Origin of the sequence: Luteimonas deserti (assembly GCF_013425765.1) — a bacterium.
GTDB lineage: Bacteria > Pseudomonadota > Gammaproteobacteria > Xanthomonadales > Xanthomonadaceae > Luteimonas > Luteimonas deserti.
The window spans coordinates 12,075-34,593 of the sequence record NZ_JACCJZ010000018.1; the positions used below are offsets into that span (position 1 = coordinate 12,075).

19 protein-coding genes and 1 pseudogene are annotated in these 22,519 nt (G+C 71.5%); 11 read left to right on the forward strand and 9 right to left on the reverse strand.

Going from position 1 to position 22,519, the window contains the following annotated elements; genetic code table 11:
- Positions 1-2: 2 nt before the first annotated feature.
- Together H0E82_RS11465 and H0E82_RS11470 are read left to right on the forward strand one after the other, a co-directional pair.
- Complete coding sequence (locus tag H0E82_RS11465) at positions 3-692, forward strand: response regulator transcription factor (RefSeq protein ID WP_180545604.1); 690 nt, start codon at positions 3-5, stop codon at positions 690-692.
- On the forward strand, positions 689-1,975 hold the full coding sequence (locus tag H0E82_RS11470) for a sensor histidine kinase (RefSeq protein WP_180545605.1): 1,287 nt from the start codon (positions 689-691) through the stop codon (positions 1,973-1,975). The genes H0E82_RS11465 and H0E82_RS11470 overlap by 4 nt, the downstream gene beginning before the upstream one ends.
- A 42-nt stretch (positions 1,976-2,017) precedes the next feature.
- Here the strand turns inward: H0E82_RS11470 and H0E82_RS11475 are convergent, their stop codons facing one another.
- The 3 genes from H0E82_RS11475 to H0E82_RS11485 form a co-directional block, all read right to left on the reverse strand.
- Entirely contained in the window at positions 2,018-2,485 is a 468-nt protein-coding gene (locus H0E82_RS11475; RefSeq protein WP_180545606.1) for an HIT family protein, read from the reverse strand.
- Positions 2,466-3,692 (reverse strand): acetylornithine transaminase, encoded by a 1,227-nt coding sequence (locus H0E82_RS11480; protein ID WP_180545607.1) that lies wholly within the window; start codon positions 3,690-3,692, stop codon positions 2,466-2,468. The genes H0E82_RS11475 and H0E82_RS11480 overlap by 20 nt, the downstream gene beginning before the upstream one ends.
- A gap of 354 nt (positions 3,693-4,046) precedes the next feature.
- Positions 4,047-4,865 carry an SDR family oxidoreductase gene (locus tag H0E82_RS11485; protein WP_180545608.1) on the reverse strand — a complete coding sequence of 273 codons (819 nt, stop codon included), beginning with the start codon at positions 4,863-4,865 and terminating at the stop codon, positions 4,047-4,049.
- Positions 4,866-4,967: 102 nt separating this feature from the next.
- On the opposite strand from H0E82_RS11485, the gene H0E82_RS11490 reads away from it, so the two are divergent.
- Positions 4,968-5,606: a hypothetical protein gene (locus tag H0E82_RS11490; RefSeq protein WP_180545609.1), complete on the forward strand. Its 639-nt coding sequence runs from the start codon at positions 4,968-4,970 to the stop codon at positions 5,604-5,606.
- A 6-nt stretch (positions 5,607-5,612) separates the two neighbouring features.
- Here H0E82_RS11490 and H0E82_RS11495 read toward each other — a convergent pair whose 3' ends face one another.
- Positions 5,613-6,293, reverse strand: coding sequence for a protein kinase family protein (locus H0E82_RS11495; RefSeq protein ID WP_180545610.1), 681 nt, complete (start codon positions 6,291-6,293; stop codon positions 5,613-5,615).
- Between the two features lie 97 nt (positions 6,294-6,390).
- Here H0E82_RS11495 and H0E82_RS11500 point away from each other — a divergent pair, with 97 nt between their 5' ends.
- Entirely contained in the window at positions 6,391-8,403 is a 2,013-nt protein-coding gene (locus tag H0E82_RS11500) for a bifunctional DedA family/phosphatase PAP2 family protein (protein ID WP_180545611.1), read from the forward strand.
- Here H0E82_RS11500 and H0E82_RS11505 read toward each other — a convergent pair.
- The 3 genes from H0E82_RS11505 to H0E82_RS11515 all read right to left on the reverse strand — a co-directional run bounded on the left by H0E82_RS11505 (position 8,380) and on the right by H0E82_RS11515 (position 11,044).
- Positions 8,380-8,967 (reverse strand): LON peptidase substrate-binding domain-containing protein, encoded by a 588-nt coding sequence (locus tag H0E82_RS11505; protein WP_180545612.1) that lies wholly within the window; start codon positions 8,965-8,967, stop codon positions 8,380-8,382. The two genes, H0E82_RS11500 and H0E82_RS11505, sit on opposite strands and share 24 nt — an antisense overlap.
- Before the next feature lie 28 nt (positions 8,968-8,995).
- Positions 8,996-10,396, reverse strand: coding sequence for a UDP-N-acetylmuramate:L-alanyl-gamma-D-glutamyl-meso-diaminopimelate ligase (gene mpl, locus H0E82_RS11510; RefSeq protein WP_328797022.1), 1,401 nt, complete (start codon positions 10,394-10,396; stop codon positions 8,996-8,998).
- A gap of 69 nt (positions 10,397-10,465) precedes the next feature.
- Positions 10,466-11,044, reverse strand: a complete 579-nt coding sequence (locus H0E82_RS11515; protein WP_180545613.1) for an adenylate kinase — start codon at positions 11,042-11,044, stop codon at positions 10,466-10,468.
- Between the two features lie 118 nt (positions 11,045-11,162).
- On the opposite strand from H0E82_RS11515, the gene H0E82_RS11520 reads away from it, so the two are divergent.
- The 4 genes from H0E82_RS11520 to H0E82_RS11535 all read left to right on the forward strand — a co-directional run bounded on the left by H0E82_RS11520 (position 11,163) and on the right by H0E82_RS11535 (position 16,747).
- Positions 11,163-12,413, forward strand: a complete 1,251-nt coding sequence (locus H0E82_RS11520; RefSeq protein ID WP_180545614.1) for a 6-phosphofructokinase — start codon at positions 11,163-11,165, stop codon at positions 12,411-12,413.
- Positions 12,414-12,492: 79 nt separating this feature from the next.
- Positions 12,493-13,305, forward strand: coding sequence for a bifunctional DNA-formamidopyrimidine glycosylase/DNA-(apurinic or apyrimidinic site) lyase (mutM, locus tag H0E82_RS11525; RefSeq protein ID WP_180545615.1), 813 nt, complete (start codon positions 12,493-12,495; stop codon positions 13,303-13,305).
- 55 nt (positions 13,306-13,360) lie between these two features.
- Complete coding sequence (locus H0E82_RS11530; RefSeq protein WP_180545616.1) at positions 13,361-13,924, forward strand: ECF-type sigma factor; 564 nt, start codon at positions 13,361-13,363, stop codon at positions 13,922-13,924.
- Between the two features lie 6 nt (positions 13,925-13,930).
- The gene (locus tag H0E82_RS11535; protein WP_180545617.1) at positions 13,931-16,747 is read left to right on the forward strand and encodes a serine/threonine-protein kinase; all 2,817 of its coding nucleotides are present in this window, start codon (positions 13,931-13,933) and stop codon (positions 16,745-16,747) included.
- Position 16,748: 1 nt separating this feature from the next.
- Here the strand turns inward: H0E82_RS11535 and H0E82_RS11540 are convergent, their stop codons facing one another.
- A complete protein-coding gene (locus H0E82_RS11540; protein WP_180545618.1) occupies positions 16,749-17,372 on the reverse strand; it encodes a thymidine kinase in 624 nt (207 codons plus the stop codon).
- A 378-nt stretch (positions 17,373-17,750) separates the two neighbouring features.
- On the opposite strand from H0E82_RS11540, the gene H0E82_RS11545 reads away from it, so the two are divergent.
- Positions 17,751-19,727 carry a UvrD-helicase domain-containing protein gene (locus H0E82_RS11545; protein WP_180545619.1) on the forward strand — a complete coding sequence of 659 codons (1,977 nt, stop codon included), beginning with the start codon at positions 17,751-17,753 and terminating at the stop codon, positions 19,725-19,727.
- A 53-nt stretch (positions 19,728-19,780) separates the two neighbouring features.
- On the opposite strand, the gene H0E82_RS11550 is transcribed toward H0E82_RS11545, so the two are convergent.
- Positions 19,781-20,446: a YceH family protein gene (locus H0E82_RS11550; RefSeq protein ID WP_180545620.1), complete on the reverse strand. Its 666-nt coding sequence runs from the start codon at positions 20,444-20,446 to the stop codon at positions 19,781-19,783.
- 92 nt (positions 20,447-20,538) lie between these two features.
- Between H0E82_RS11550 and H0E82_RS11555 the strand changes: the two genes are divergently transcribed.
- Positions 20,539-21,474 carry a 5'-nucleotidase, lipoprotein e(P4) family gene (locus H0E82_RS11555; RefSeq protein WP_425600341.1) on the forward strand — a complete coding sequence of 312 codons (936 nt, stop codon included), beginning with the start codon at positions 20,539-20,541 and terminating at the stop codon, positions 21,472-21,474.
- Positions 21,475-21,831: 357 nt separating this feature from the next.
- Positions 21,832-22,519: pseudogene (locus H0E82_RS11560) on the forward strand (hypothetical protein); the annotation flags it as partial.

The window sequence follows — 22,519 nt, forward strand, 5'->3', positions numbered from 1 at the left end:
CGATGGCCACGCCCGCCCCACGTATTCTGGTGATCGAGGACAACCCGGTGCTGCGGGCCAATCTCGGTGCGATGTTCGCCGAGCACGGCATCCCGGCGGATTTCGCCGCCGATGGGTGCAGCGGTCTGCAGGCCGCGCTGTCGGATCCGCCCGATGTGCTGGTGCTGGATCTCGGTTTGCCGGGACTGGACGGTCTGCGCGTGTGCGAACGGGTGCGCGCGCAGGCCGATCGGCATGTGCCGGTGCTGATGCTGACCGCACGCGACGCCCTGGACGACAAACTGCTCGGCTTCCGCAGCGGCGCCGACGACTATCTGGTCAAGCCGTTCGCCGCGGCCGAGTTGCTGGCGCGCTGTCTGGCGCTGTCGCAGCGCCATCGCGTGGGCACCGCGCACGTGCTGCGCATCGGCAGCCTGAGCATCGATCGCCGCAGCGGTCTGGTCCAACGCGGCGGGCGCACGCTGGAGCTGCAGCAGACCGCGCATCGCCTGCTACTGGCACTGGCGGAAGCCTGGCCGCGCACGCTGACCCGCAGCGAGCTCGTCGACCGCGTCTGGGGCGCATCGCCGCCGGAGTCCGGCCCGCTGCGTACGCATCTGTATCTGCTGCGACGGGCACTGGACGGACCGTCGGACACGCCGATACTGAAGACGGTGCACGGTGTCGGCTTTCGCCTCGAGGCAGATACATGAGCGCGTTGTCCCGGCGCCATCGCCTGCGCCACCGGTTGATGCTGGCCTTCTCCGGGTTCGCTCTGTTGGTCGCCCTGCTCTATGGGTTCTATGTTGTGCTGTTCGCGTATCTGGTGGAGGACGCGGTCTTCCAGGGCCTGCTCGAAGACGAGGCCGCAGCGCAACTCGCGCACCACGCGGACACGGGCGCATGGACAACGCCGCGACTGCGGTTCGTCAGCGTGTACGTCGATCCCGCGGCGATGCCCGACGCGCTCGGCGCACGCCTGGCCGAGTCACCGTGGCGTCGTGAATTTCCGGGCAGGTCCGGACGCCACTACCACCTGCAGGCGCTCGAGCCGACAGGCGACGCAGCGCCCGGGTGGTTGCTGGCGGAAGTCAGCGGGCACCTGGTGGTGCGGCCGATGCGGGACGGCATCTTGCAATGGCTCGGCTGGTCGGGGCTGGCAGTGACACTGCTGGCACTGCTGCTCGGGGCGTGGCTGGCGCGACGCATGACCGAGCCACTGTCGCGACTCGCGGCCCTGATGGACGATGCGATGCCCGCAGAGTTGCCGGCCGGATTCGCGGTCGGTTTCCCCGACGACGAGGTGGGCACCCTCGCGCGCGGGCTCGAACGCCTGATCGGACGCGTCGATGCATTCGTGTTGCGCGAACGCGAGTTCACCCGCGACGCCAGCCACGAACTGCGTACACCCCTGGCAGTGATCCGCAGCGCCTGCGAGCGACTGGGCGCCCGCACCGATCTGGGTATCGATGCGCAACGGCAACTCGAACATGTCCGGCAGTCGGCGCAGCAACTCGAACGCACGGTCGCCGCGTTGCTGGCGCTGGCGCGGGAGGATGGCGCAGAAGCCGCGACCGACATCGCGTTGCTGCCGGTACTCGAGCGCGTGATCGTCGACCAGGCGCCGCTGCTGGACGGGCGCGATGTCGCGCTCCGGATCGACGTGCCGGAGGTCACCCAGGTCCGGTGGCCATCTACGGTGCTGCATATCGTGCTGTCGAATCTCGTCGGCAATGCCTTGGTCCACGGCGGCGTCGGCGATGTCGTCATCGATGTCGATGCGGGCTGGCTGCGCATCGCCAATGCGGGTGCGTGGCCGGGAGACGCGGCGTTCCAGCCGTTCGTCAAAGGCGAGGCCAGCGCGGGCATCGGCCTGGGCCTGGCGATCGTCCGCCGGCTGTGCGCACGGCACCGGATCGGGCTGCGTTTCGAGAGCGACGGCGTCGCGACGGTGGTCTGCCTCGCGCTCGCGCCGTCCGACGACGCGGTGCACTGAGACGGATCAGGTCCGCCGGGAGGACGCGATCAATCATCAGATTCATCCGGCCCGGGACGCTTGCAATGCATCACGCAAGCGCCCGGCCCAGCCATCGAGCGCGTCCCGCCCGGTCAGCGCCGGCGGTTGTGGTCCCGGATAGACCCGCAGCAAGCCGTCGCCGGAGCGGCGCGGTTGCACGTGCAGATGCACGTGCGGCACTTCCTGGCCGCCGGCCTCGCGGTTGGACTGCCAGAGGTTGAGGCCGTCGGGCGCGAAGACGGCATCGGCTGCGCGGGCGATGCGCACCGCGACCCGCATCAGCTGCGCGGCAGTGTCTTCGTCGAGATCGAACACCGTTTCGACATGCCAGCGCGGCACCACGAGCACGTGCCCGGGCACCGCCTGGCGCAGGTCCATGAAGGCGATCACCTGCGCGTCCTCGTGCACGAGACTCGCGGGCAGCGTACCCGCGAGAATCGCGCAGAACGCGCAGCCGTCCGCGATGGACTCAGCCGGCGGCGACGGCATCGGCGATCGCCGCGCGCAGCCGCACCAGGCCCTCGGCGACGTCGGCATCGGTGATGTTGAGCGCCGGCACGAAGCGCAGCACGTCGGGGCCGGCCTGCAGCAGCAGCAGGCCGTGGTGCGCGGCGTGGTCGAGAATGGTCGCGGCCTTGCCGGCGTGTTCGGGGCGCAGCACGGCGCCGAGCATCAGGCCACGGCCGCGGATCTCCGAGAACAGGCCGAATTCGGCGTCGAGTGCGGCGAGGCCGTCGCGCAGCGCGCGCGACTGGCGCGTCACGTTGGCGGCGATGGCCTCGGATGCCAGCTTGCGCAGCGCGACGCGCGCCACGGCTGCGGCGAGCGGGTTGCCGCCGAAGGTGGTGCCGTGATCACCGAACTGCATGGCCTCGGCGACCTTCGGGCCGGCCAGCAGCGCGCCGATCGGGAAGCCGCCGCCGAGCGCCTTGGCCAGCGTGACGATATCGGGCACGACGCCGTCCTGGGGATGCGCGAACAGCGTGCCCGTGCGGCCCATGCCGCACTGGATCTCGTCGAGCACCAGCAGTGCCCCGTGGCGGTCGCACAGCGCGCGCACGGCGGCGAGGTAGCCGTCGGCGGCCGGCATCACGCCGCCCTCGCCCTGCACGGGCTCGAGCATGACGGCGGCGACATCGCCGTCGGCCATCGCGGCCTCGAGCTGGGCGACGTCATTGAAGTCGACGTAACGGAAGCCACCGGGCAGCGGCTCGTAGCCGGCCTGGTACTTCGGCTGCGCGGTCGCGGTGACCGCGGCCAGCGTGCGGCCGTGGAAGCTGCCGCGCGCGGTCACGATGACGCGGCGGTCCGGGCTGCGGCCCTGCGCGGTGGCCCACTTGCGTACCAGCTTGATCGCCGCCTCGTTGGCCTCGGCGCCGGAATTGCACAGGAAGGCGCGCGCGGCGAAGCCGCTGGCCTCGACCAATTCGGCCGCCAGGCGCAGCGGCGGTTCGCTGAAGAACACGTTGCTGGTGTGCCACAGCTTGCCGGCCTGCTCGACCAGCGCTTTGAGGAGATCCGGATCGTTGTGGCCGAGCCCGCAGACGGCGATGCCGGCGGACAGATCGACGTACTCGCGGCCTTCGCTGTCCCAGACGCGCGCGCCGTCGCCGCGCTCGAGCACCAGCTCGCGCGGGCGGTAGACCGGCAGCACGTGGCGCTGGGCGAGGGCGATGAGATCGGCGGCGTTGGACATTGCACGGAGTCGGGAGACCAGGGCCGCCGATTGTAAGGCCGGCCACCTCGGGGACGCCTGGCGGGACACGCGACCGTGCAGATCGGGACCGGAGCGCAAGCCCCGGTGATTCCCGGCATGACGACACGCCCCCGGACGCGACGCCCGAAAGGTGCGTGCGGCGCCTCTCACGGCGCCCGCCGCGTTGGCCGCCCGCTATGGGATGCAGAGTGCAGGCCGCGCGACGCGTGCCAGATCACCCGGGTGCATTCCGCTCTTGCCTGCCCGGGTGCGAACCCGAGATGCGCTCGGCTTCGGCGGATGCCCGCCGCGCGCCCGCTTCGACCAGGGCAGGGCCTCGCCGCGACCTGTCGCTCAGTCGAGGAACAGGTCCGGCAACAGCGGCTGCGACGGATCGATCGCGTATGCGTCGAGATCGTCGATCCCGGCCTCGCGCAGCACCTCGTCGTCGATCAGGAAACGACCGTGGAAACCGGCCGCGTCCCGCACCAGCACCGCATGCGCGGCGTCGGCCATGATCGCCGGGCTGCGGCCGTTGCCGCGTTCGACGCCGGGAATCATGTTCAAGGCATCGGTGCCGATCAGGGTGCGGGGCCACAGCGCGTTGACCGCGACGCCCTGCGGTCCGAATTCGGCGGCAAGCCCCAGCGTGACGAAGCTCATGCCCATCTTCGCCAGCGTGTAGCCGGTATGCGGCGCCCACCACTTCGGATCGAGCGACGGCGGCGGACACAGGGTGAGGATGTGCGGGTTGGACGCCTGCAGCAGATGCGGCAGGCAGGCCTGCGCACACAGGAAGCTGCCGCGCGCGTTGACCTGCTGCATGAGGTCGAAGCGCTTCATCGGCGTGTCCAGCGTGCCGCGCAGCCAGATCGCGCTGGCGTTGTTGACCAGGATGTCGATGCCCCCGAAGGCATCGACCGTGGCGGCCACCGCGGCGCGCACCTGGTCCTCCTCACGGATGTCGCAACGCAGCGCGAGCGCGCGTCCGCCTGCAGCTTCGATCGCGCGCGCGGCGGTGTGGATGGTGCCGGGCAGCTTCGGATTCGCCACTTCGGACTTGGCGGCGACGGCGACGTTGGCGCCATCGCGGGCAGCGCGCTCGGCGATCGCCAGGCCGATGCCTCGGGACGCGCCGGTGATGAAGAGGGTCTTTCCGGCCAGGCTGGTCATGCGGCGTTCCTGCGGCGAAGAAGGCCTGCATTATGCGGCGCCTGGCGGCGCCGTTCAGGCATACAGGGAATACTGGGGCACCTCACGTCCCGGACCCGGCCCATGCAACGACCGGCATTCGCCCTGCTGCTCATCGCGCTCACCGCCTGCCAGGCGCCACCCGCCGTGGTGCCCGAGGCCGCGGGCACGCTCACGACCACGGTGCCGCTGGACGCCAGCGCGGCGTGGACGCCCCCACCCGATGCCTGCCGCGACGGCGCCACGCCGGTCGACGTGTGCCTGCGCGACGCCATGCGCGCCGCCGACGCCAGCCCCGCTGCGCTCGCCGCCTCCGCCGTGCTGGCCGAACGCGGCGACGCCGGCTACATCGCGGCGTGGCACGAGATCGAGGGCGTCGGCGTGGCGACCACCGAGTTTCCGTTCCGCGCCAATACCAATCGCGGCACCTGGCTGGTGGACGCAGCCGGCCGGGTGGTCGACGTGGATGCCGATCCTCTGGCCGGCATGGACGACACGCAGGCCGGCATCACCACGTTTCGCGCAGCCCATGCCGATGCCCGACCGGTCGCGCCGGCGCGTTTCGAAGCCGCCGAGCCGCTGGAGGGGGGCGGGGTGCGCCTCATCTACGCCACGCCGATGCGCACCTGCCACGCCTGCGAGGACATCGGCACGCTTCGCATCGGATACGACTTCGATCCGGCGCGCCGTTTCACCGGGCGGCATCTGCTCACTCTGGGCTGACCCGGCTCAGGGCTTCGGGCCCTGGCCTTCGTTGTCTTCCCACTTGAGCAGCCTGCGCGTGACCACGCGATAGACCGGCTTGCCGGTGCGGAACCACAGGTCGCGCAGCCACGATGTGCGCTTGAGTACCCGCTTCTCGACCGGCGTGAGCGCCTCCCGGCAGTACATGCGTTTGTGCTTGAGCAGATGACGCAGGTCCTCGCGCGCGAGCAGCCGCATCATCCGCGAACGCGGATCGCCGCGGACGGCGAGCTGGAAATCGATGATCGCCGGACGGCCGTCGTCGAGGACCAGCCAGTTGGCCTCCTTGGCGAGGTCGTTGTGCGCGAGACCGCGTCGGTGCAGGCCCTGCAACAGGCGGCGCGCACGACGGAAGTAGACGAGGTCGCCGTGCGGCGGTCGCTGGTACATCGCCGCACCGGGCATGAAACTGCGGTCGAGCCGCCGCCCGGTCCATGCCAGCAGCTGCGGCACGTCCTGCATCCCGCGCACGGCCTCCAGGCCACGGGCCTCGCGTCGCGCCAGCCACCAGGCCGGCAGGCGCAGCCACAGCGGCACATGGCCGAGGTCGCGGCGCACGAAGCGCTGGCCGTCGGCGGCGCGCATCAGCGAGATGCGGCCGAAACTGTCGGCCTTGAGCGCCTGCAGTTCGGTGGCGCGGTCGGCGGAGTCATCGGGTCGGGCCATCGCCCGCATTGTACGGACCCCATGCGCGGTTAACGCCAGCCGACGCCCGCGTATCCGCGCAGACAGGCGCGTCGCGGCGCGCTGCCATAATGCCGCGATGCTCAGCGAGTTCTTCAACAGCCTGGTCGCCTGGGTCGGCGACCACCCGGTGGCCGCGGGCCTGGTGGTGTTCCTGATCGCGTTCTGCGATTCGGTCATCGTGCTCGGCGTGATCGTGCCGGCATTGCCGCTGCTGTTCGCGATCGGCGTGCTGATCGGCCTGGGCGAGATCTCGGGGCCGTATGCGGTGGCCTGCGCGGCGCTCGGCGCGATGGCCGGCGACGGCGTGAGCTACTGGGTCGGTCGGCGCTGGGGCTACGGCCTGCGCGGGGTGTGGCCGTTCCGCAAGTATCCGCAGCTGCTGGACCGCGGCGAGCTGCTGTTCCGTCGCAATGCGATCAAGAGCATCCTCGTCGCGCGCTATGTCGGAGCGATCCGTCCGTTCGTCCCGGCGATCGCGGGCATCGCGCACATGCCGCTCCGTCAGTACCTGCCGGTGAGCGCGGCGGCCTGCATTTCCTGGGGCGCGCTGTTCCTCGCGCCGGGCTGGCTGTTCGGCGCGTCCTACGACGCGGTGGCGGCCGTGGCCGATCGCCTGGCGATCGTGCTCGGCGCGCTGGTCGCGGTGCTCGCGCTGGCCTGGGCGGTGGTCATCTACACCTACCGCTGGTTCAACGCGCACGCCAACAGCCTGCTGGCGCGGCTGCTGGCATGGAGCACCGCGCATCCGCGCCTGGGCCGGTACGCGGTGGCCCTGGTCGACCCGCGGCGGCCGGAATCGGCATCGCTGGCGATCCTCGCGGTCTGCCTGCTGGCGATCGGCTGGGCCTGCTTCGGCCTGCTGGCGACGGTGATCATGCGCGGCGAGCCGCTGCTGATCGACCAGACCGTCTTCCAGGCGATGTACGAACTGCGCAACCCGCTCGCCGACCGGATGATGGCGGCGCTGGCCTCGATCGGCGATGTGCATGTGCTGGCGCCGGCGGTGGGCCTCACCCTGGTGTGGCTGATCTGGCGGCGACGCTGGCTGGGTGCGGCGCACTGGCTCGCGGCAGTGGCCTTCGGCCTCGCGCTGACGGCGCTGCTGGGCGCGGTGATCGACATGCCGCGTCCGCCCACCGCCCATGGCGGCTTCGGCTTCCCGGCGGTCGAGATCACGCTGTGCACGATCGTGTTCGGGTTCTTCGCGGTGCTGATCGCACGTGAGCTGCCCGGGCGGCAACGGGTGTGGCCCTACCTCGTGGCGGGCGTGGTGGTGGCGGTCCTGGGGTTCTCGCGCCTGTACCTGGGTGCGCACTGGCTCAGCGACATCGTCGGCGGCGTGCTGCTCGGCATCGTCTGGCTGCTGGTGCTCGGCATCGCCTATCGCCGGCATGTCGAGCGCTCGTTCTGGATGCGCCCGGTGGCGATGATCTTCTATCTCACCTTCGGCGCGGCGGCGCTGTGGCATGCGCCGCGCGCGGTGGATCCGCTGCTGGCCCGGTTCGTGCCCACGCCGCCCACTGCGACCATGGCCACCAGCGACTGGTGGGAGCGCGACTGGGCGCGCCTGCCTGGCCAGCTGCGCGAGCGCGATCCGGCCCATCGCTGGCCCTTGGACCTGCAGATCGCGGGGCCGCTCGCACCCCTGCAGCAGCAGCTCGAGGCCCGGGGCTGGCAGGTGCAGCCGCAGGCCGACTGGATGCGCGTGCTCAACCTGCTCGACGACGATGTGCCGTTGTCGACACGGCCGGTGCTGCCGGCCACGCTGGATACCGTCGCCGAAACCCTGCTGATGCGCCGCGCGGCCGGGGACGATCACCTGGAGGTGCTGCGGCTGTGGCGTGCGCCGGTGCAGCTCGACGATGGCGCGGACCTGTGGGTGGGCACCAGCCAGTCGATGCGCTACATGCGCCACTTCGGCGTGCTCGGGCTGTGGCAGCCGCAGACCGACGCCCAGGGCGTGCACCGCGGCCTGCGCGAGATCCTCGACGGGTTCGCGCCGCGTGAGGAGCCGCATCCGCAGACCGGCATTCCGACCCTGCGCCTGCACACCGCACCGATGGCGTCAGTCGTCCCCGACCAGCCGTAGCAGGGTTTCCAGGCGCTCGTCGGGATCGTCGAGCTGCAGCAGCTGCTGGCGCTGGGTGGGCTCGAGCGGGAGCAGTTCTGCAAGGCGCCAGCCCACCCATGCGGCATCGTCGAAGTTCGGTTCGGCGAACAGGCGATCGGCCCCGTCGATGCGCTCGAGGATGCGCCGCAGGACCACGCCCAGCAGCGCATGCTCGGGCTGCAGGTCCACCACGGGGTCGGGCGCACGCCAGGCCACGTCGGCCATCACCAGGCCGTTGTCGCGCACGCGCGAACCCCGGATCCGGAACCGCCGCGCGCCGCGCACCCGCAACGCGAGCAGCCCGTCGCCGCCGACGTCGAAATCCTCGATCAGGGCCTCGGTCCCGATGCCGGCGGGTGTGGCCGGGCTGCCGGATTCCTCACCGTCGAGGATCAGGCTGATGCCGAACCCGGTGCCGCGACGTCCGCATTCGCGGACCAGATCGAGATAGCGCGGCTCGAACACGCGCAGCCCCAGCGCGGCCCCGGGCACGAGCACGGTGCGCAGCGGGAACAGCGGAAGATCGTCGAAGCCGGCGTCCATGCGCGAAGTCTACGCAGCCCGGCGTGGATCAGCCGGCAAGCCGGACTAGGAAGCGACGCGGCGCGCCATCGAAGCCGCCGTTGGACATGAACACCACGTGGTCACCCGGCCGGGCCCCTGCGTCCAGCGCGTCGAGCAGGCCGTCCACGTCGCCGACCGCCTGCGCACGCCCCCGCACCGCATCGACCACGTGGCCGGCATCCCAGGCCAGCCCGGGCCTGTGCAGGAACACCACCTCGTCGGCCAGTGCCAGCGACGGCGCCAACGCCTCGGCATGCGCTCCGAGCCGCATCGAATTGCTTCGCGGCTCCATCGCCACCACGATGCGCGCGGCGCCGACGCGTGCGCGCAGCCCGGCCAGCGTCGTCGCGATGGCCGTGGGGTGATGGGCGAAATCGTCGTACACGGTGATGCCGCGTGCGGTGCCGAGTACTTCGAGCCGGCGCTTAACGCTGCGAAAGCCCGCCAGCGCCGGCAGCACGCCGGCGACGTCCACGTCCACCGCGGCGCACGCCGCCAGGGCCGCCAGCGCGTTGAGCACGTTGTGGTCGCCGAGCAACGGCCATTCGATCGTGCCCAGCACCTCGTCGCGACGGCGCACTCGGAACGCGCTTCCGTCGGCCGCGAGGCGCTCGGCGCTCCACTCGAAGCCGGGATCGAAGCCGAAGCGCTCCACCGGCGTCCAGCACCCGGCGGCGAGCACCTCGGCCAGACGCGCGTCGTGACCGTTGACGATCAGGCGCCCGCGCGACGGCACGGTGCGCACCAGGTGGTGGAACTGGCGCTGGATCGCGGCGACGTCGGGAAAGATGTCGGCGTGGTCGAATTCGAGATTGTTGAGGATCGCCACCGTCGGCCGGTAGTGCACGAACTTGCTGCGCTTGTCGAAGAACGCCGTGTCGTATTCGTCGGCCTCGACCACGAACAACGGCCGGTTCCGCGCCTCGGACGCTCCGGTGCGCTGGCCGGGGGCCGCGCCGCCCAGCCGCGCCGACACCCCGAAATCCTCCGCGACACCGCCGATGAGAAATCCCGGCGCGCGCCCTGCGGCATCGAGCAGGAACGCGAGGATGGTGGAGGTGGTGGTCTTGCCGTGCGTGCCGGCGACCGCCAGCACCTCGCGTCCCGGCAGCACATGCGTGCGCAGCCATTCCGCGCCCGAGGTATAGGCGCGTCCGGTGTCGAGCACCGCCTCCACGGCCGGATTCCCGCGCGAGAGCGCATTGCCGATGACCACCTCGTCCACGTCGTCATCGATGTGCGCGGGGTCGTAGCCCTGGCGCAGCCCGATGCCCAGCGCCTCGAGCTGGGTGGACATCGGCGGGTAGACAGCCTGGTCGCTGCCCTCGACCGCATGGCCGAGTTCGCGCGCCAGCGCCGCGACGCCGCCCATGAAGGTGCCGGCGATACCGAGAATATGCAGTTTCACGGGCCCGGTTCCTTGACGGTCGCGCGACGGACGGCAGGCGCGGACAGCTGCCGCGCCACGGCCATGACCTCAGGCGGCCGCCTGCTCCCGGCCGATCGCGGTGACGATGCGCACGAACACATCGTCCAGCGAGCCGACCCCGTCGACGACGGTGAGCTGGTCGTGATCGCGGTAGAACGCGATGACCGGCGCGGTCTGGCGGTCGTAGACATCGAGCCGGTGACGCACCGAGTCCGGGCTGTCGTCGGCGCGACCCTCGGCCTGCGCGCGGCCGGCCAGGCGCGCGATGATCTGTTCGTTGTCGACTTCCAGCTGCACGGCCGCGTCGAACGGGGTGCCGAGCTTCCGCAGCAGCGCATCGAGCGCCGCGGCCTGGGCGAGATTGCGCGGATAGCCGTCGAGGATGAAGCCGGCGCGGGTGTCCTCGCGGGAGAAGCGGTCTTCCAGCATGCCCAGCAGGATGTCGTCCGAGACCAGGTCGCCCCGCGCCATGATCGCTTTGGCCTCGAGGCCCAGCGGGGTCCCGGCCGCCACTTCGGCGCGCAGGAGATCACCGGTGGAGATATGCGGCACCTGCAGGTGTTCCTTCAGGCGGGTCGCCTGCGTGCCCTTGCCCGAACCGGGCGCACCGAGAAGAACCAGACGCATCGAACGCTCCTGCAAGAGTGGGTAACCGCGCGACGCCGCCGGCGTAGACTGCCGACGAGGCCGCGAACGGCCGCGTCAGCTTACCGTATCCCGCCAGGCCCCACCGACGGAGACCGCGATGCCTGCCCTGCTCTATGCCCAATCCGGCGGCGTGACCGCCGTCATCAACGCCACCGCGTCGGCCGTCCTGCAGGAAGCGCGCAGCCGGCGGGTCAAGGTGCTGGCCGCGCGCAACGGCGTGCTCGGCGCGCTGCGCGAGGACCTCGTCGACGCGTCGAAACTCCCGCTGGCGACGGTGCGCGCGCTCGCGCACACGCCGGGCGGCACGTTCGGCTCCTGCCGCTACAAGCTCAAGTCGATCGAGGCCGACCGAGCGAAGTACGAACGCCTGATCGAGGTGCTGCGCGCGCACGACGTGCGCTGGTTCCTCTACAACGGCGGCAACGATTCGGCCGACACCGCGCTCAAGGTCTCGCAGCTCGCGAAGGAATTCGACTATCCGCTGACCTGCATCGGCGTGCCCAAGACCATCGACAACGACTTGGCGGTCACCGACTGCTGCCCGGGTTTCGGCTCGGCGGCGAAGTACACCGCGGTCTCGGTGCGCGAAGCCGCGCTCGACGTCGCGGCGATGGCGGACACCTCGACCAAGGTCTTCGTCTACGAGGCCATGGGCCGCCACGCCGGCTGGCTGGCCGCGGCCGCCGGCCTCGCCGGGCAGGGGCCGGACGACGCGCCGCAGATCATCCTGTTTCCCGAGCGCGCCTATGACGAAGCCGCGTTCCTCGCCCGGGTCAGGCAGGTCGTCGAGCGCGTGGGCTGGTGCGTGGTCGTGGCCAGCGAGGGCATCCGCGACGCGGACGGGCGCTTCGTCGCCGACGCCGGCGGCGGCCAGGACGCGTTCGGACATACCCAGCTCGGCGGCGTGGCCTCGCATCTCGCGGGGCGGGTCAAGGACGCGCTGGGCTACAAGGTGCACTGGACGCTGCCCGACTACCTGCAGCGCTCGGCGCGGCACCTCGCGTCGAAGACCGATGTCGACCAGGCGATGGCGGTCGGCCGCGCGGCGGTGCGCTTCGCGCTCGACGGTCGCAACGCCACGATGCCGGTGATCAAACGCACCTCGGACGCGCCCTACCGCTGGACGATCGAGGCCGCGCCGCTGGAGAAGGTGGCCAACCACGAGAAGACCATGCCGGCCGGCTTCATCCGCCGCGACGGCACCGGCATCACCGCTGCGGCGCGCCGCTATCTCGAACCGCTGATCCGCGGCGAGGCGCCGCCGCCGTACGGGCGCGACGGCCTGCCGAAGTACGTCACCCCGGAATTCACGCCGGTCGGGCGGCGGCTGGACGACTGGACCGGTTGAGCCGCCGGTCGAGCCTGCGCGGCATTGAATCGCCGCGCCGCGGCCCGATCTCTGCAGGCCCGCTCCAGCCCCCGTCCCGATGCCCGAACTTCCCGAAGTCGAGACCACCCGTGCAGGGCTGGCGCCGCATCTGGCCGGCCGCACGATCACCGCGGTGCAGCTGCGCAGGCCCGACCTGCGCTGGCCGATCCCGCCGGAGGTGACGTCGCTGCTGCCGGGCCAGCGCATCGAGACCATCCGCAGGCGCGCCAAGTACCTGCTGCTCGACACCGCCGCCGGCAGCGCGCTGCTGCATCTGGGCATGTCGGGAAGCCTGCGCGTGCTGGGCCCCGAGGTACCGGTGCGTGCGCACGATCATGTGGACATCCGCCTCGACTCGGGCCAGGTGCTGCGCTTCAACGACCCGCGCCGGTTCGGCTGCCTGCTGTGGCAGGCGACCGGATCGGTGCACCCGCTGCTCGCGGCCCTCGGCCCCGAGCCGCTGGACACGGGCTTCGACGGCGCGCATCTGTTCCGGCTCAGCCGCGGCCGCCGCGCACCGGTGAAGGCCTTCCTGATGGACCAGCGCACGGTGGTCGGCGTCGGCAACATCTATGCCGCCGAGGCCCTGTTCGCCGCGGGCATCTCGCCGCTGCGCGAGGCCGGCCGCATCGCACGCGGGCGCTACGAGCGCCTGGCCGAGGAGATCCGCCGCATCCTCGCCTACGCGATCGCGCGCGGCGGCACGACGCTGCGCGATTTCATCAGTCCCGACGGCGCACCGGGGTATTTCGAGCAGGAGCTCTCGGCCTACGGCCGCGGCGGGCAACCCTGCCCGGTGTGCGCCACGCCGCTGCGCCAGGCGGCCATCGCCCAGCGCACGACGGTCTGGTGCCCGCGCTGCCAGCGCTGACACGGCCCGCGCGGGGCGGGCGCCCGCGCTATAGTCGGCCCGGACGGGGAGCGCCATGGCAAGTGGCATCGACATCACGCAATGGCTGGATGCCGCGCGCGGCGGCGATCGCGATGCGCTCGATCGCGTGCTCTCCACGCTCTACCACGAGCTGCACCAGATGGCCAGGCGCCAGCTCGTCGGCCGACACGGCATGACGCTCGACGCCACCGCGCTGGTCCACGAGGCCTATCTGAAGCTGGCCGCGCGCCCCGAGGCGCGCTTCAACGACCGCGGCCATTTCTTCGCCTACGCCGCGTCGGCGATGCGCAGCGTGGTGGTGGACTACGCGCGCCAGCGGCTCGCGCAGAAACGCGGCGGCGACCTGCACCGCGTGACCGACCTGCCGGAGAACATGGACAGCGGCCTGCGGCTGGACGAGGAAACGCTGGCACTGGATGCCGCCTTGACCCGGCTGGCCGCGGTCGACGCACGCCTCGCGCACGTGGTCGAACTGCGCTATTTCGCCGGCCTCTCCGAGCTCGAGATCGCCGCGCTGCTGGACCGTTCGGAACGCAGCATCCGCCGCGACTGGCAGAAGGCGCGGATGTACCTGCTGGCGTCGCTGCGGGCCGATTGACCGCGCATGGACGCGGCGCTCTGGCAGCGGCTGTCTCCCGAGCTCGACCGGCTGCTCGAACTGGACCCCGAAGCGCGCGCGCTCCGGCTCGCGGCGCTGCGCGCCGCCGACCCCGCGCTCGCCGACGAGCTCGATGCCCTGCTCGCGCTGGACGCCGATGCCGGGGGGTTTCTCGAAGAATCGATCGTCGCGGGCCTGGCCGGCGCGTGCCACGGGGCGCGGATCGGGCCCTACGCGCTGGACCGGCTGCTCGGTGAGGGCGGCATGGGCCAGGTCTGGCTGGCCCATCGTGCCGACGGCCTCTACGAACGCCGGGTTGCGCTGAAGCTGCTGCGGCCGGGCCTGGCCGATCCCGGCCTGCGCCTGCGCTTCACCCGCGAGCGGCAGATCCTGGCGCGGCTGGAGCATCCGCACATCGCCCACCTGCTGGACGCGGGCATCGACGCCTCGCAGCAGCCGTATCTCGCGCTCGACTACGTCGACGGTGCACCGATCACCGACTGGTGCCATCGCCGGCACCTGCTGGTGCCGCGTCGGATCCGGCTGTTTCTGCAGGTCTGCGCGGCGGTCAGCCACGCACATGCCAGCCTGATCGTCCATCTCGATCTCAAGCCTTCGAACATCCTGGTCACCGACGACGGCAATGTCCGCCTGCTCGATTTCGGCATCGCCAAGCTGCTCGATACCCAGGACCACGGTCCGGAGCAGACCCGCAGCGGCATGCGCGCGTTCACGCTTCACTACGCCGCGCCCGAGCAGGTGCGCGGCGAGCCGGTCACCACGATGACCGACATCTACGCGCTCGGCGTGGTGCTGCACGAGCTGCTGTCGGGTCGCAAGCCCTACCGGCCCACGCGCGAGACCGCCGCCTCGTGGGAGCAGGCCATTCTCGACAGCGATCCGCTGCGCCCGTCGATCGCCCTGCTGCGCGAAGGTGGCGAACTCGCACCGTCGCAGCGACGGCGCATGGCACGGGCGATCGCCGGCGATCTCGACAACATCGTGTTGCGCGCACTGGCCAAGCAACCCGAGGACCGCTATGCCTCGGTCGAAGCCCTGGCCCAGGACCTGCGCCGCTGGCTCGACGACAAACCGGTCCAGGCCCGGCCGCAGCGCATCGGCTACCGCCTTCGCAAGTACGTCAGCCGCCATCGGTGGGCCCTGGCCAGCACCGCGGCCGTGGTCGGCACGCTGGCCGGTGCGCTCGGCGCTGTGAGCTGGCAGGCCGGCGAGGCCATCGAGGAATCGGCCCGGGCCCAGGCGATGCAGGATTTCGTCACCGGGCTGTTCGAGTACACCGGTTCCAGCCCGCGCGGCGCGCCACTCGATGTGCGCGATCTGCTGGACGCCGGGGTGCAGCGCGGCGACGCCGAACTCGCGCGCCAGCCCCGGGCGCGCGCGGAACTCTACGGCGTGATCGCGCGCTTGCGCCTGGGCCTGGGCGATTACGAGCAGGCGCTGGCCCTGCTGCAGCGCCAGGAGGCGCTCCTCGAACCGCTGGCCGACGTGCCGGCCAGCCTGCGGCTGCAGTCGGCCAGCGACCACGCGCGCGCCCTGCGCATGCTCGGACGCGGACCGGACTGCATCGCCCATGCCGGGCCCCATCGCGCCCTGGCCCGGCAACGGGAAGCGACGGTGCCGCGGCAGGCCGCCGATCTGTACACCCAGCTGGGCCGCTGCCATCGCGACCGGGGCGACTTCGACACGGCCCGCGAGCTGTTCGACGCGGCCTTGACCCTGCGCCGCCAGGGCCGGGGCGACGATGCCGGCATCGTCGAAAGCCTGGCCGACCTGGCCTCGCTGCACAGCGCCAGCGGCGATGTGCCCCGCGCCCTGGTCACGGTCGATTCGGCGCTCGCGCGGCTCGAGGACCGGCTCGGCATGCGGCACCCGCTGGCGATCGACCTGCTGCGAGCCCGCTGCGCGCTGCGCCGCACCCAGGGCGAAACCCGTGACGCCGAAGCGAGCTGCACCTCGAGCGTCGGCCTCGCGCTGGACCTGTACGGTCCGGGCCATCCGGCCACGCTGGATGCGCGGCGCCAGCTGGCCGCGCTGCACGTCGACCAGGGGCGCTTCGTCGAGGCCGAGGCCGAGTTCCGCGATGCGCTGGTCCAGACCGTGGCCCGGCTGGGCCCACGGCATCCCGACGTCGCGCGGATCCACAACAGCCTCGGCATCATCGCCTGGGAGCGCGGCGACGAAGCGGTGGCCCTCGCCGAGCTGGCGCGCTGCGTCGAGATCTGGCGCGCATCGACGCCGGGGTCGTTGCTCGCCGACGGCCTGTTCAACCAGGCCATGGTGCTGCAGGCCTTCGGCCACAGCCGGCAGGCGCGGCCGCTGGTTCTCGAATCGCTGGCGCTGCGACGCGAGCGCTTCGGCGACCGCCATGGCCTGGTCGGCGATGCGCTGCGCCTGCTCGGCGAGATCGAGGCCGCCGAGGGCGACTGGCAGGACGCCCGCACACACCTCGCCGAGGCCGTCGCGATCACCCGGTCCGGCTACGGCGAGGATCACCCCGCCACCCAGCGCGCGACACTCGCCCGGGCGCGCGTGGAGGCGCGGCTCGGCGATGCCGCGGCGCTGGCGCGGCTGGACGCGCTGGCCAGTTCGCCGGCAACCGATGTCGAAAGCCGCAAGCTGGCCTGGCTGGCCCGCGCCCACGCGGCGTCGGTACGGTGCGCCGGTGGCGCCCGGGTGGTCGCCCGGGCCGAATTCGCCGCGCTCGATGCCCAGCTGCGCGATGCACGTCCGCAGGGTGGCGCCCTGGTGCGCGAGATCGACGCCGCGCGCGGCGCCTGCGCGCCGACGCTGGCGCGCCGTTGATTCAGTCGAGCGGCAGCGAGGGCTGCGCCGGCTCGATGCGTCCCTCCCCGCGCACGATGCGCTTGAACTCGGCCCGGCTCACCGACACGTACCGCTCGTTGCCGCCGATCTCGACCTGGGGGCCGTCCTGCACCGCGTAACCCTGATCGTCGACGCGGACGGTCATCGTCGCCTTCTTGCCGGTATGGCAGATGGTCTTGATCTCGACCAGTTCATCGGCCCAGGCGAGCAGGTGCTGGCTGCCCTCGAACAGCTCGCCGCGGAAGTCGGTGCGCAGGCCGTAGCACAGCACCGGAATGCGCATCGCATCCACCACTTCCGACAGCTGCCAGACCTGCGCACGACGCAGGAACTGCGCCTCGTCGACCAGCACGCAATCGAGCCGCGCCGGGGCATCGGCCAGTGCACGCACACGGGTGAGCAGGTTCTCCACGCCGTCGAAGGCCACCGCCTCGGCCGCCAGGCCGATGCGCGAGGCGACCCGCCCGACGCCTGCCCGGTGGTCGAGGCGGGGCGTCAGGATCGCCGCGCGCATGCCACGTTCGCGGTAGTTGTGCGCGCTCTGCAGCAATGTGGTGGTCTTCCCGGCATTCATTGCCGAGTAGTAGAAATAGAGCTTGGCCATCGACGGATTCTAGCGTCGGGGCTGCAGTGCCGGCAGCGCGCGGCCGGACAGGCGCGCGTCAGAGTTGCGATCGCAGGCCCGGTCCATACGCGGCTGTCGCCCTGGGGTGCAGCCCGAGGCAGGGCGTGGCGTCGGGCTCGGAACGGGCACGTTGCGATGCTGCGGCGCGAGGCACGGCCGCTGCGTGGCAGGCACACGAACCCGGCGGGTGCGAAGCCACCGGTGGACCTGCCGACGACCGCATTCCGCCACCTGCCCGGTCGCCCACGGCATGCGTGCCCGCAACACCGCGGCGCCGGCGGCGCGCTCGGCCCGTCCGCGGCGTCGCCCGGCTTCAGCGGCCCGGTACACTATGCGGCGCTGTCCGATGTCGCTGCGATGCACGGTCTGAATCCCCAACAAGCCCAGGCCCTCGGCCATGTCGAAGGTCCGCTGCTGGTGCTCGCCGGCGCGGGCAGCGGCAAGACCCGGGTGATCGTCGAGAAGATCGCGCACCTGATCCAGTCGGGCCGCTACCCGGCCAAGCGGATCGCGGCGATCACCTTCACCAACAAGTCCGCGAAGGAGATGCGCGAGCGCATCGCCAAGCGGATCCGCGGCGACGCAGCCGACGGCCTGACCATCTGCACCTTCCACGCGCTCGGCCTGAAGATGCTGCAGATCGACCACGCCAAGCTGGGGTTGCGGCGGGGCTTCTCGATCTTCGATGCCGACGACAGCGCCGCGCAATTCAAGGACCTGCTGCCCGGGGTCAAGCCGGATGTGGTCCAGCTGATGCAGGGCCTGGTGTCGAAAGCCAAGAACGCCGGCCTGTCGCCCGAGCAGGCGCATGCGGTGTCGGTCAGCGCGCGCGAGTTCGAGGCCGCGGCGCTGTATGCGCGCTACCAGGAACGCCTGACCGCATTCAACGCGGTCGATTTCGACGACCTGATCCGCCTGCCGGTGCAACTGCTGGAAAGCGACGACGATGCACGTGGCGCGTGGCGTGAACGCATCGGCTACCTGCTGGTCGACGAATGCCAGGACACCAACGACGCGCAGTACCGCCTGCTCAAGGCGATCGCCGGGCCGGAAGGCAACTTCACCTGCGTCGGCGACGACGACCAGAGCATCTACGCCTGGCGCGGCGCCAACCCGGAGAACCTGACCGCGCTTGCCCAGGACTACCCGGCGCTACGCATCGTCAAGCTCGAACAGAACTACCGCTGCAGCAACCGCGTGCTGCGCGCGGCGAACGCGCTGATCGCCAACAATCCGCACGAACACCCCAAGACCCTGTGGAGTGCGCAGGCCGACGGCGAGCGCATCCGCATCTGGGAATGCCGCGACAGCGCGCACGAGGCCGAGAAGGTCGCCGGCGAGATCCATTTCCTGCAGTCCGCGCGCAAGGCCGAGTGGAGCGAGTTCTGCATCCTGTTCCGCAGCAACCATCTGTCGCGGCCGCTGGAGAAGGCGCTGCAGCTGTTGCGCGTGCCGTATCACCTCAGCGGCGGCACGGCTTTTCTCGATCGCGGCGAGGTGAAGGACGCGATGGCCTGGCTGCGCGTGCTGGCCAACCCGGACGACGACTCGGCCTTCCTGCGCGCGGTGCAGTCGCCGGCGCGGGGCGTCGGCCAGACCTCGCTGGCGCGGCTGGCCGAACTGTCGCGCACGGCGGACATGCCGATGTCGCGGGCGATCGAATCGATGGGCCTGCTCAAGCAGCTGCCGCCGCGGGCGGCCAACGCACTGAGCGAGTTCGCCGACATCGTGCGCGGGCTGCGCGCCGATGCACGCACCCTGCCGCCGGGCGACCTGGTGCGCGCACTCAACGAGCGCTCGGGTCTGGTGGCCATGCTCAAGGCGCAATGCAAGAGCGACGACCTGTTCCGGATCCGGCGCGGCAATCTCGACGAACTGGCCGACTGGTTCGAAGGCGCGCGCGGCGCCGGTCCCGGGGAACTCGCCTCGCAACTGGCGTTGCTGAGCCACGCCGACAAGGGCGACCCGGGCAACCAGGTGCGCCTGATGAGCATGCATGCGGCCAAGGGGCTCGAGTTCCGCTACGTCTTCATCATCGGCATGGACGACGCCACGCTGCCGCACGAGTCGAGCATCGACGAAGGCCGCATCGACGAGGAGCGGCGGTTGCTCTACGTGGGCATCACCCGGGCCAAGGAGCAGTTGTGGCTGAGCTATCCGCGCGAGACCCAGCGCTGGGGCCAGAAACTGCGCATGACCCCGAGCCGGTTCTTCGACGAGCTGCCCGCGGCCGAGATCCAGCGCGACGGCGCCGATCCGGACGCCGACGCGGCGCGCAGGCGGGAGCGCGCCGACCACGGCTTCGCGGCGATCAGGGCGCTGCTCGACAGCTGAGATCGCGTGCCCGGCGCACGCCACGCCCCGGCAGTGCGTCGACGGTGCGGGCCTCAGGGCGTGCGGGCAGACGCCTGGATCGCCTGCAGGGCCGCGACCGCATCGCGCAGCGCAGCCACCTCGCCTTCGAGTGCCGCCAGCCGCTCGAGCATCCCGTCATCCGCGGCCATGCGGGCGCCGGATGCGGGCGGCGCGTCCGCGGCCATCGCGGCCGTGTCCACGGGGCCGCACAACAGGTGCGCGAAGCGCGCCTCCCGGCGACCGCCCCCCGGTGTGATCTCGGCCACGAGCGCCCTGGCGCCGAGCCGTTCGAGATGATGGCGCACGTCCTCCGCATCCGTGAAGGCATGCATGCGCTCGCTGCGCGCGCCCAGCTCGCTGGCGGTCTGCGCGCCGCGGAGCAGCAGCAGGGCGAGCAGGATCACCTGGGGCGGCGGCAGGTCGAGCCGGCTGGCGATGGTGTGCTCGTAACGCTCGGCGCGCGAGGAGAACGATTGCCGCGCCAGGCGGTGGCCCTCGAGCTGGCGCAGGGCGTGGTGCACGTCCCCATGGCTCAGCGCCATGACCGGATCGCGCGCGGTCTTCTGGTTCGCGGCCGACTGTGCGGCGTTGACGGTCAGCGGATAGACGTCCGGCGTGGTCGCCTGCTTTTCGACCAGGCAGCCGAGGACGCGGGCTTCGGCGGGGCTCAGCAGAGGCCAGGCGCGGGCGGTGTCCATGATGTCGTCCACGGGAGGGGCCGCACAGGATGACCGTGCGCACCGGGCCTGTCATGTCCGGGGTTGGAGCGGCCGGTAGACTTGCCAGTTCCATGACGACGGAGCCGCCGATGCGCCTCACTGCCCCTGCCCTGTCCGTGCTCGCGACCGCCCTGCTGCTCGTGGCCTGCAAGCCCACGCCGCCGGCCGATGCCACGGCGGCGAGCGCGCCGCCTGCGGCCAGCCCGGCAGGCACGCCGGTCGCGACGGATGCGCACGACAATCTCAATGCGGTGCTGTGGATCCAGCGTTCGGAGGAGTACCGCGCCAACAGCCTGTCGATCTACCGCGCCGCGGCCGATCATCTGGATGCGGCGCTGGCCGAGCGCAATTGGGACGCACTGGTGCCCGGCGAGCGCGAACTGATCGGGCCGGCCGCCGAGCTGCCGCCCGCGGTGATCATGGACGTCGACGAGACGGTGCTCGACAACTCGCCCTACCAGGCGCGCCTGATCCAGAACGGGCTGGAATACGACGAGGTCACGTGGGCGCAGTGGGTGGCCGAGAAGAAGGCCCGGCCGGTCCCCGGTGTCGTGGATTTCGCCCGCGCCGCCGAGGCCCGGGGCATCACGATCCTGTATCTCTCCAATCGTGCCCAGCACCTGCAGGAAGCCACCCTGGCCAACCTGCGTGCGGAAGGCCTGCCGGTGAAGGACGCGAGCGTCTTCCTCGGCCTCGGCACCCAGCTCGACGGCTGTGAGCAGCACGGCAGCGAGAAGACCTGCCGCCGGCGCATGGCCGGTCGCGACTATCGCGTGCTGATGCAGTTCGGCGACCAGCTCGGCGATTTCGTCGACATCGTGGCCAATACCCCGGAGGCCAGGACCCAGCTGCTGGAGGAGTATGGCGACTGGTTCGGCGAGCGCTGGTGGATGCTGGCCAATCCGAGCTACGGCGGCTGGGAGCCGGCCCAGTTCGGCAATGCATGGAGCGAGCCGGCGGAGACGCGGCGTCAGCGCAAGCGAGAGGCGCTCAGGCTCGCCGATTAATTGAATCAATGGTTTGAGCGGGAATTCTTGAGTGTTGCATCAAGTGCGCAAGCGCGGTAGCCTGCGCCCGCCACACCATAGTCCTCCGGCCCAGCCGGCTTGAAGGGAGACGCGAGTCTCCCTTTTTTTTTCGCCTGCGACGGCGGTCCCAGAACACGGCGCTCTAGGGTCGACCCCAGGGTGTGCCGGCGCGAGACCCCGCCTACCCTCGAACGACGCCGTCATTCGAGGGGGCGTCGCCTTTCCTGTCCGACTGCCATCCTTCCCCCGGAGGCAACGGTGTCACTGCTCGATCCACTCGGCCTGTTCTCGTCATCCTCGTCGTCCGCCGGCCGATCGGGTTTCGCCCCCGGGCAGGTGTTCCAGGCCCTGCGCTCCTCCTTCGGCCAGCAGATGCAGGCCATGCCGCACCAGCAGGCCCAGGCGATGTTCCCGACGGCCAATCTGGGGCGCGGCACGCCGGGCGGTCCGGCAACGGGCCCGATGCCGGCATCCGCCCCGGGGATCCCGTTGCCGGGCGGCGGAACCCTCTCCCCTCCATCGTTGCCGTTCTCCGCACCCGCCCCGCCCAGCGCCATGCCTTCGGCTCCTGCCAGCACGGGCCTGGCCGGCGTGGCGGGCAACGTGCTTAACGCGGCCGGCAGCGCCCTTCGCGCGATCCCGGGCCCGCCGGGGCCGACCGGGCTCCTGCCCGGCACGGGGGCCGTCGCGACAGCGGGCAGCGGGCCGCCCGCTGGCCCGCCGGGGCTGGCAGGTCTGCCGGTCAACGCCACCGGCCCGAATACGGCGCCGGGACAGATCGTCGGCGCCACGGCACATGCGCTGCGCACGGCCGCCTCGGTGCTGCCCGCGTCAGCACAGGCCGGGCCGGCCGCCGCGCCGCCGGGCGCGGGCCCGACCGGATCCGCCGGCGTATTACAGGCATCGTCGGCGGTGCCGATGACGCCGTCCGCGGCTGCCGCTGCCCTGCAGGGCGCGGCGCCCGCGGCCCAGGCACCGGGCACGCTGCAGCCCGGCGCGCCGGCGCCGAACCCGCAGGCACAGC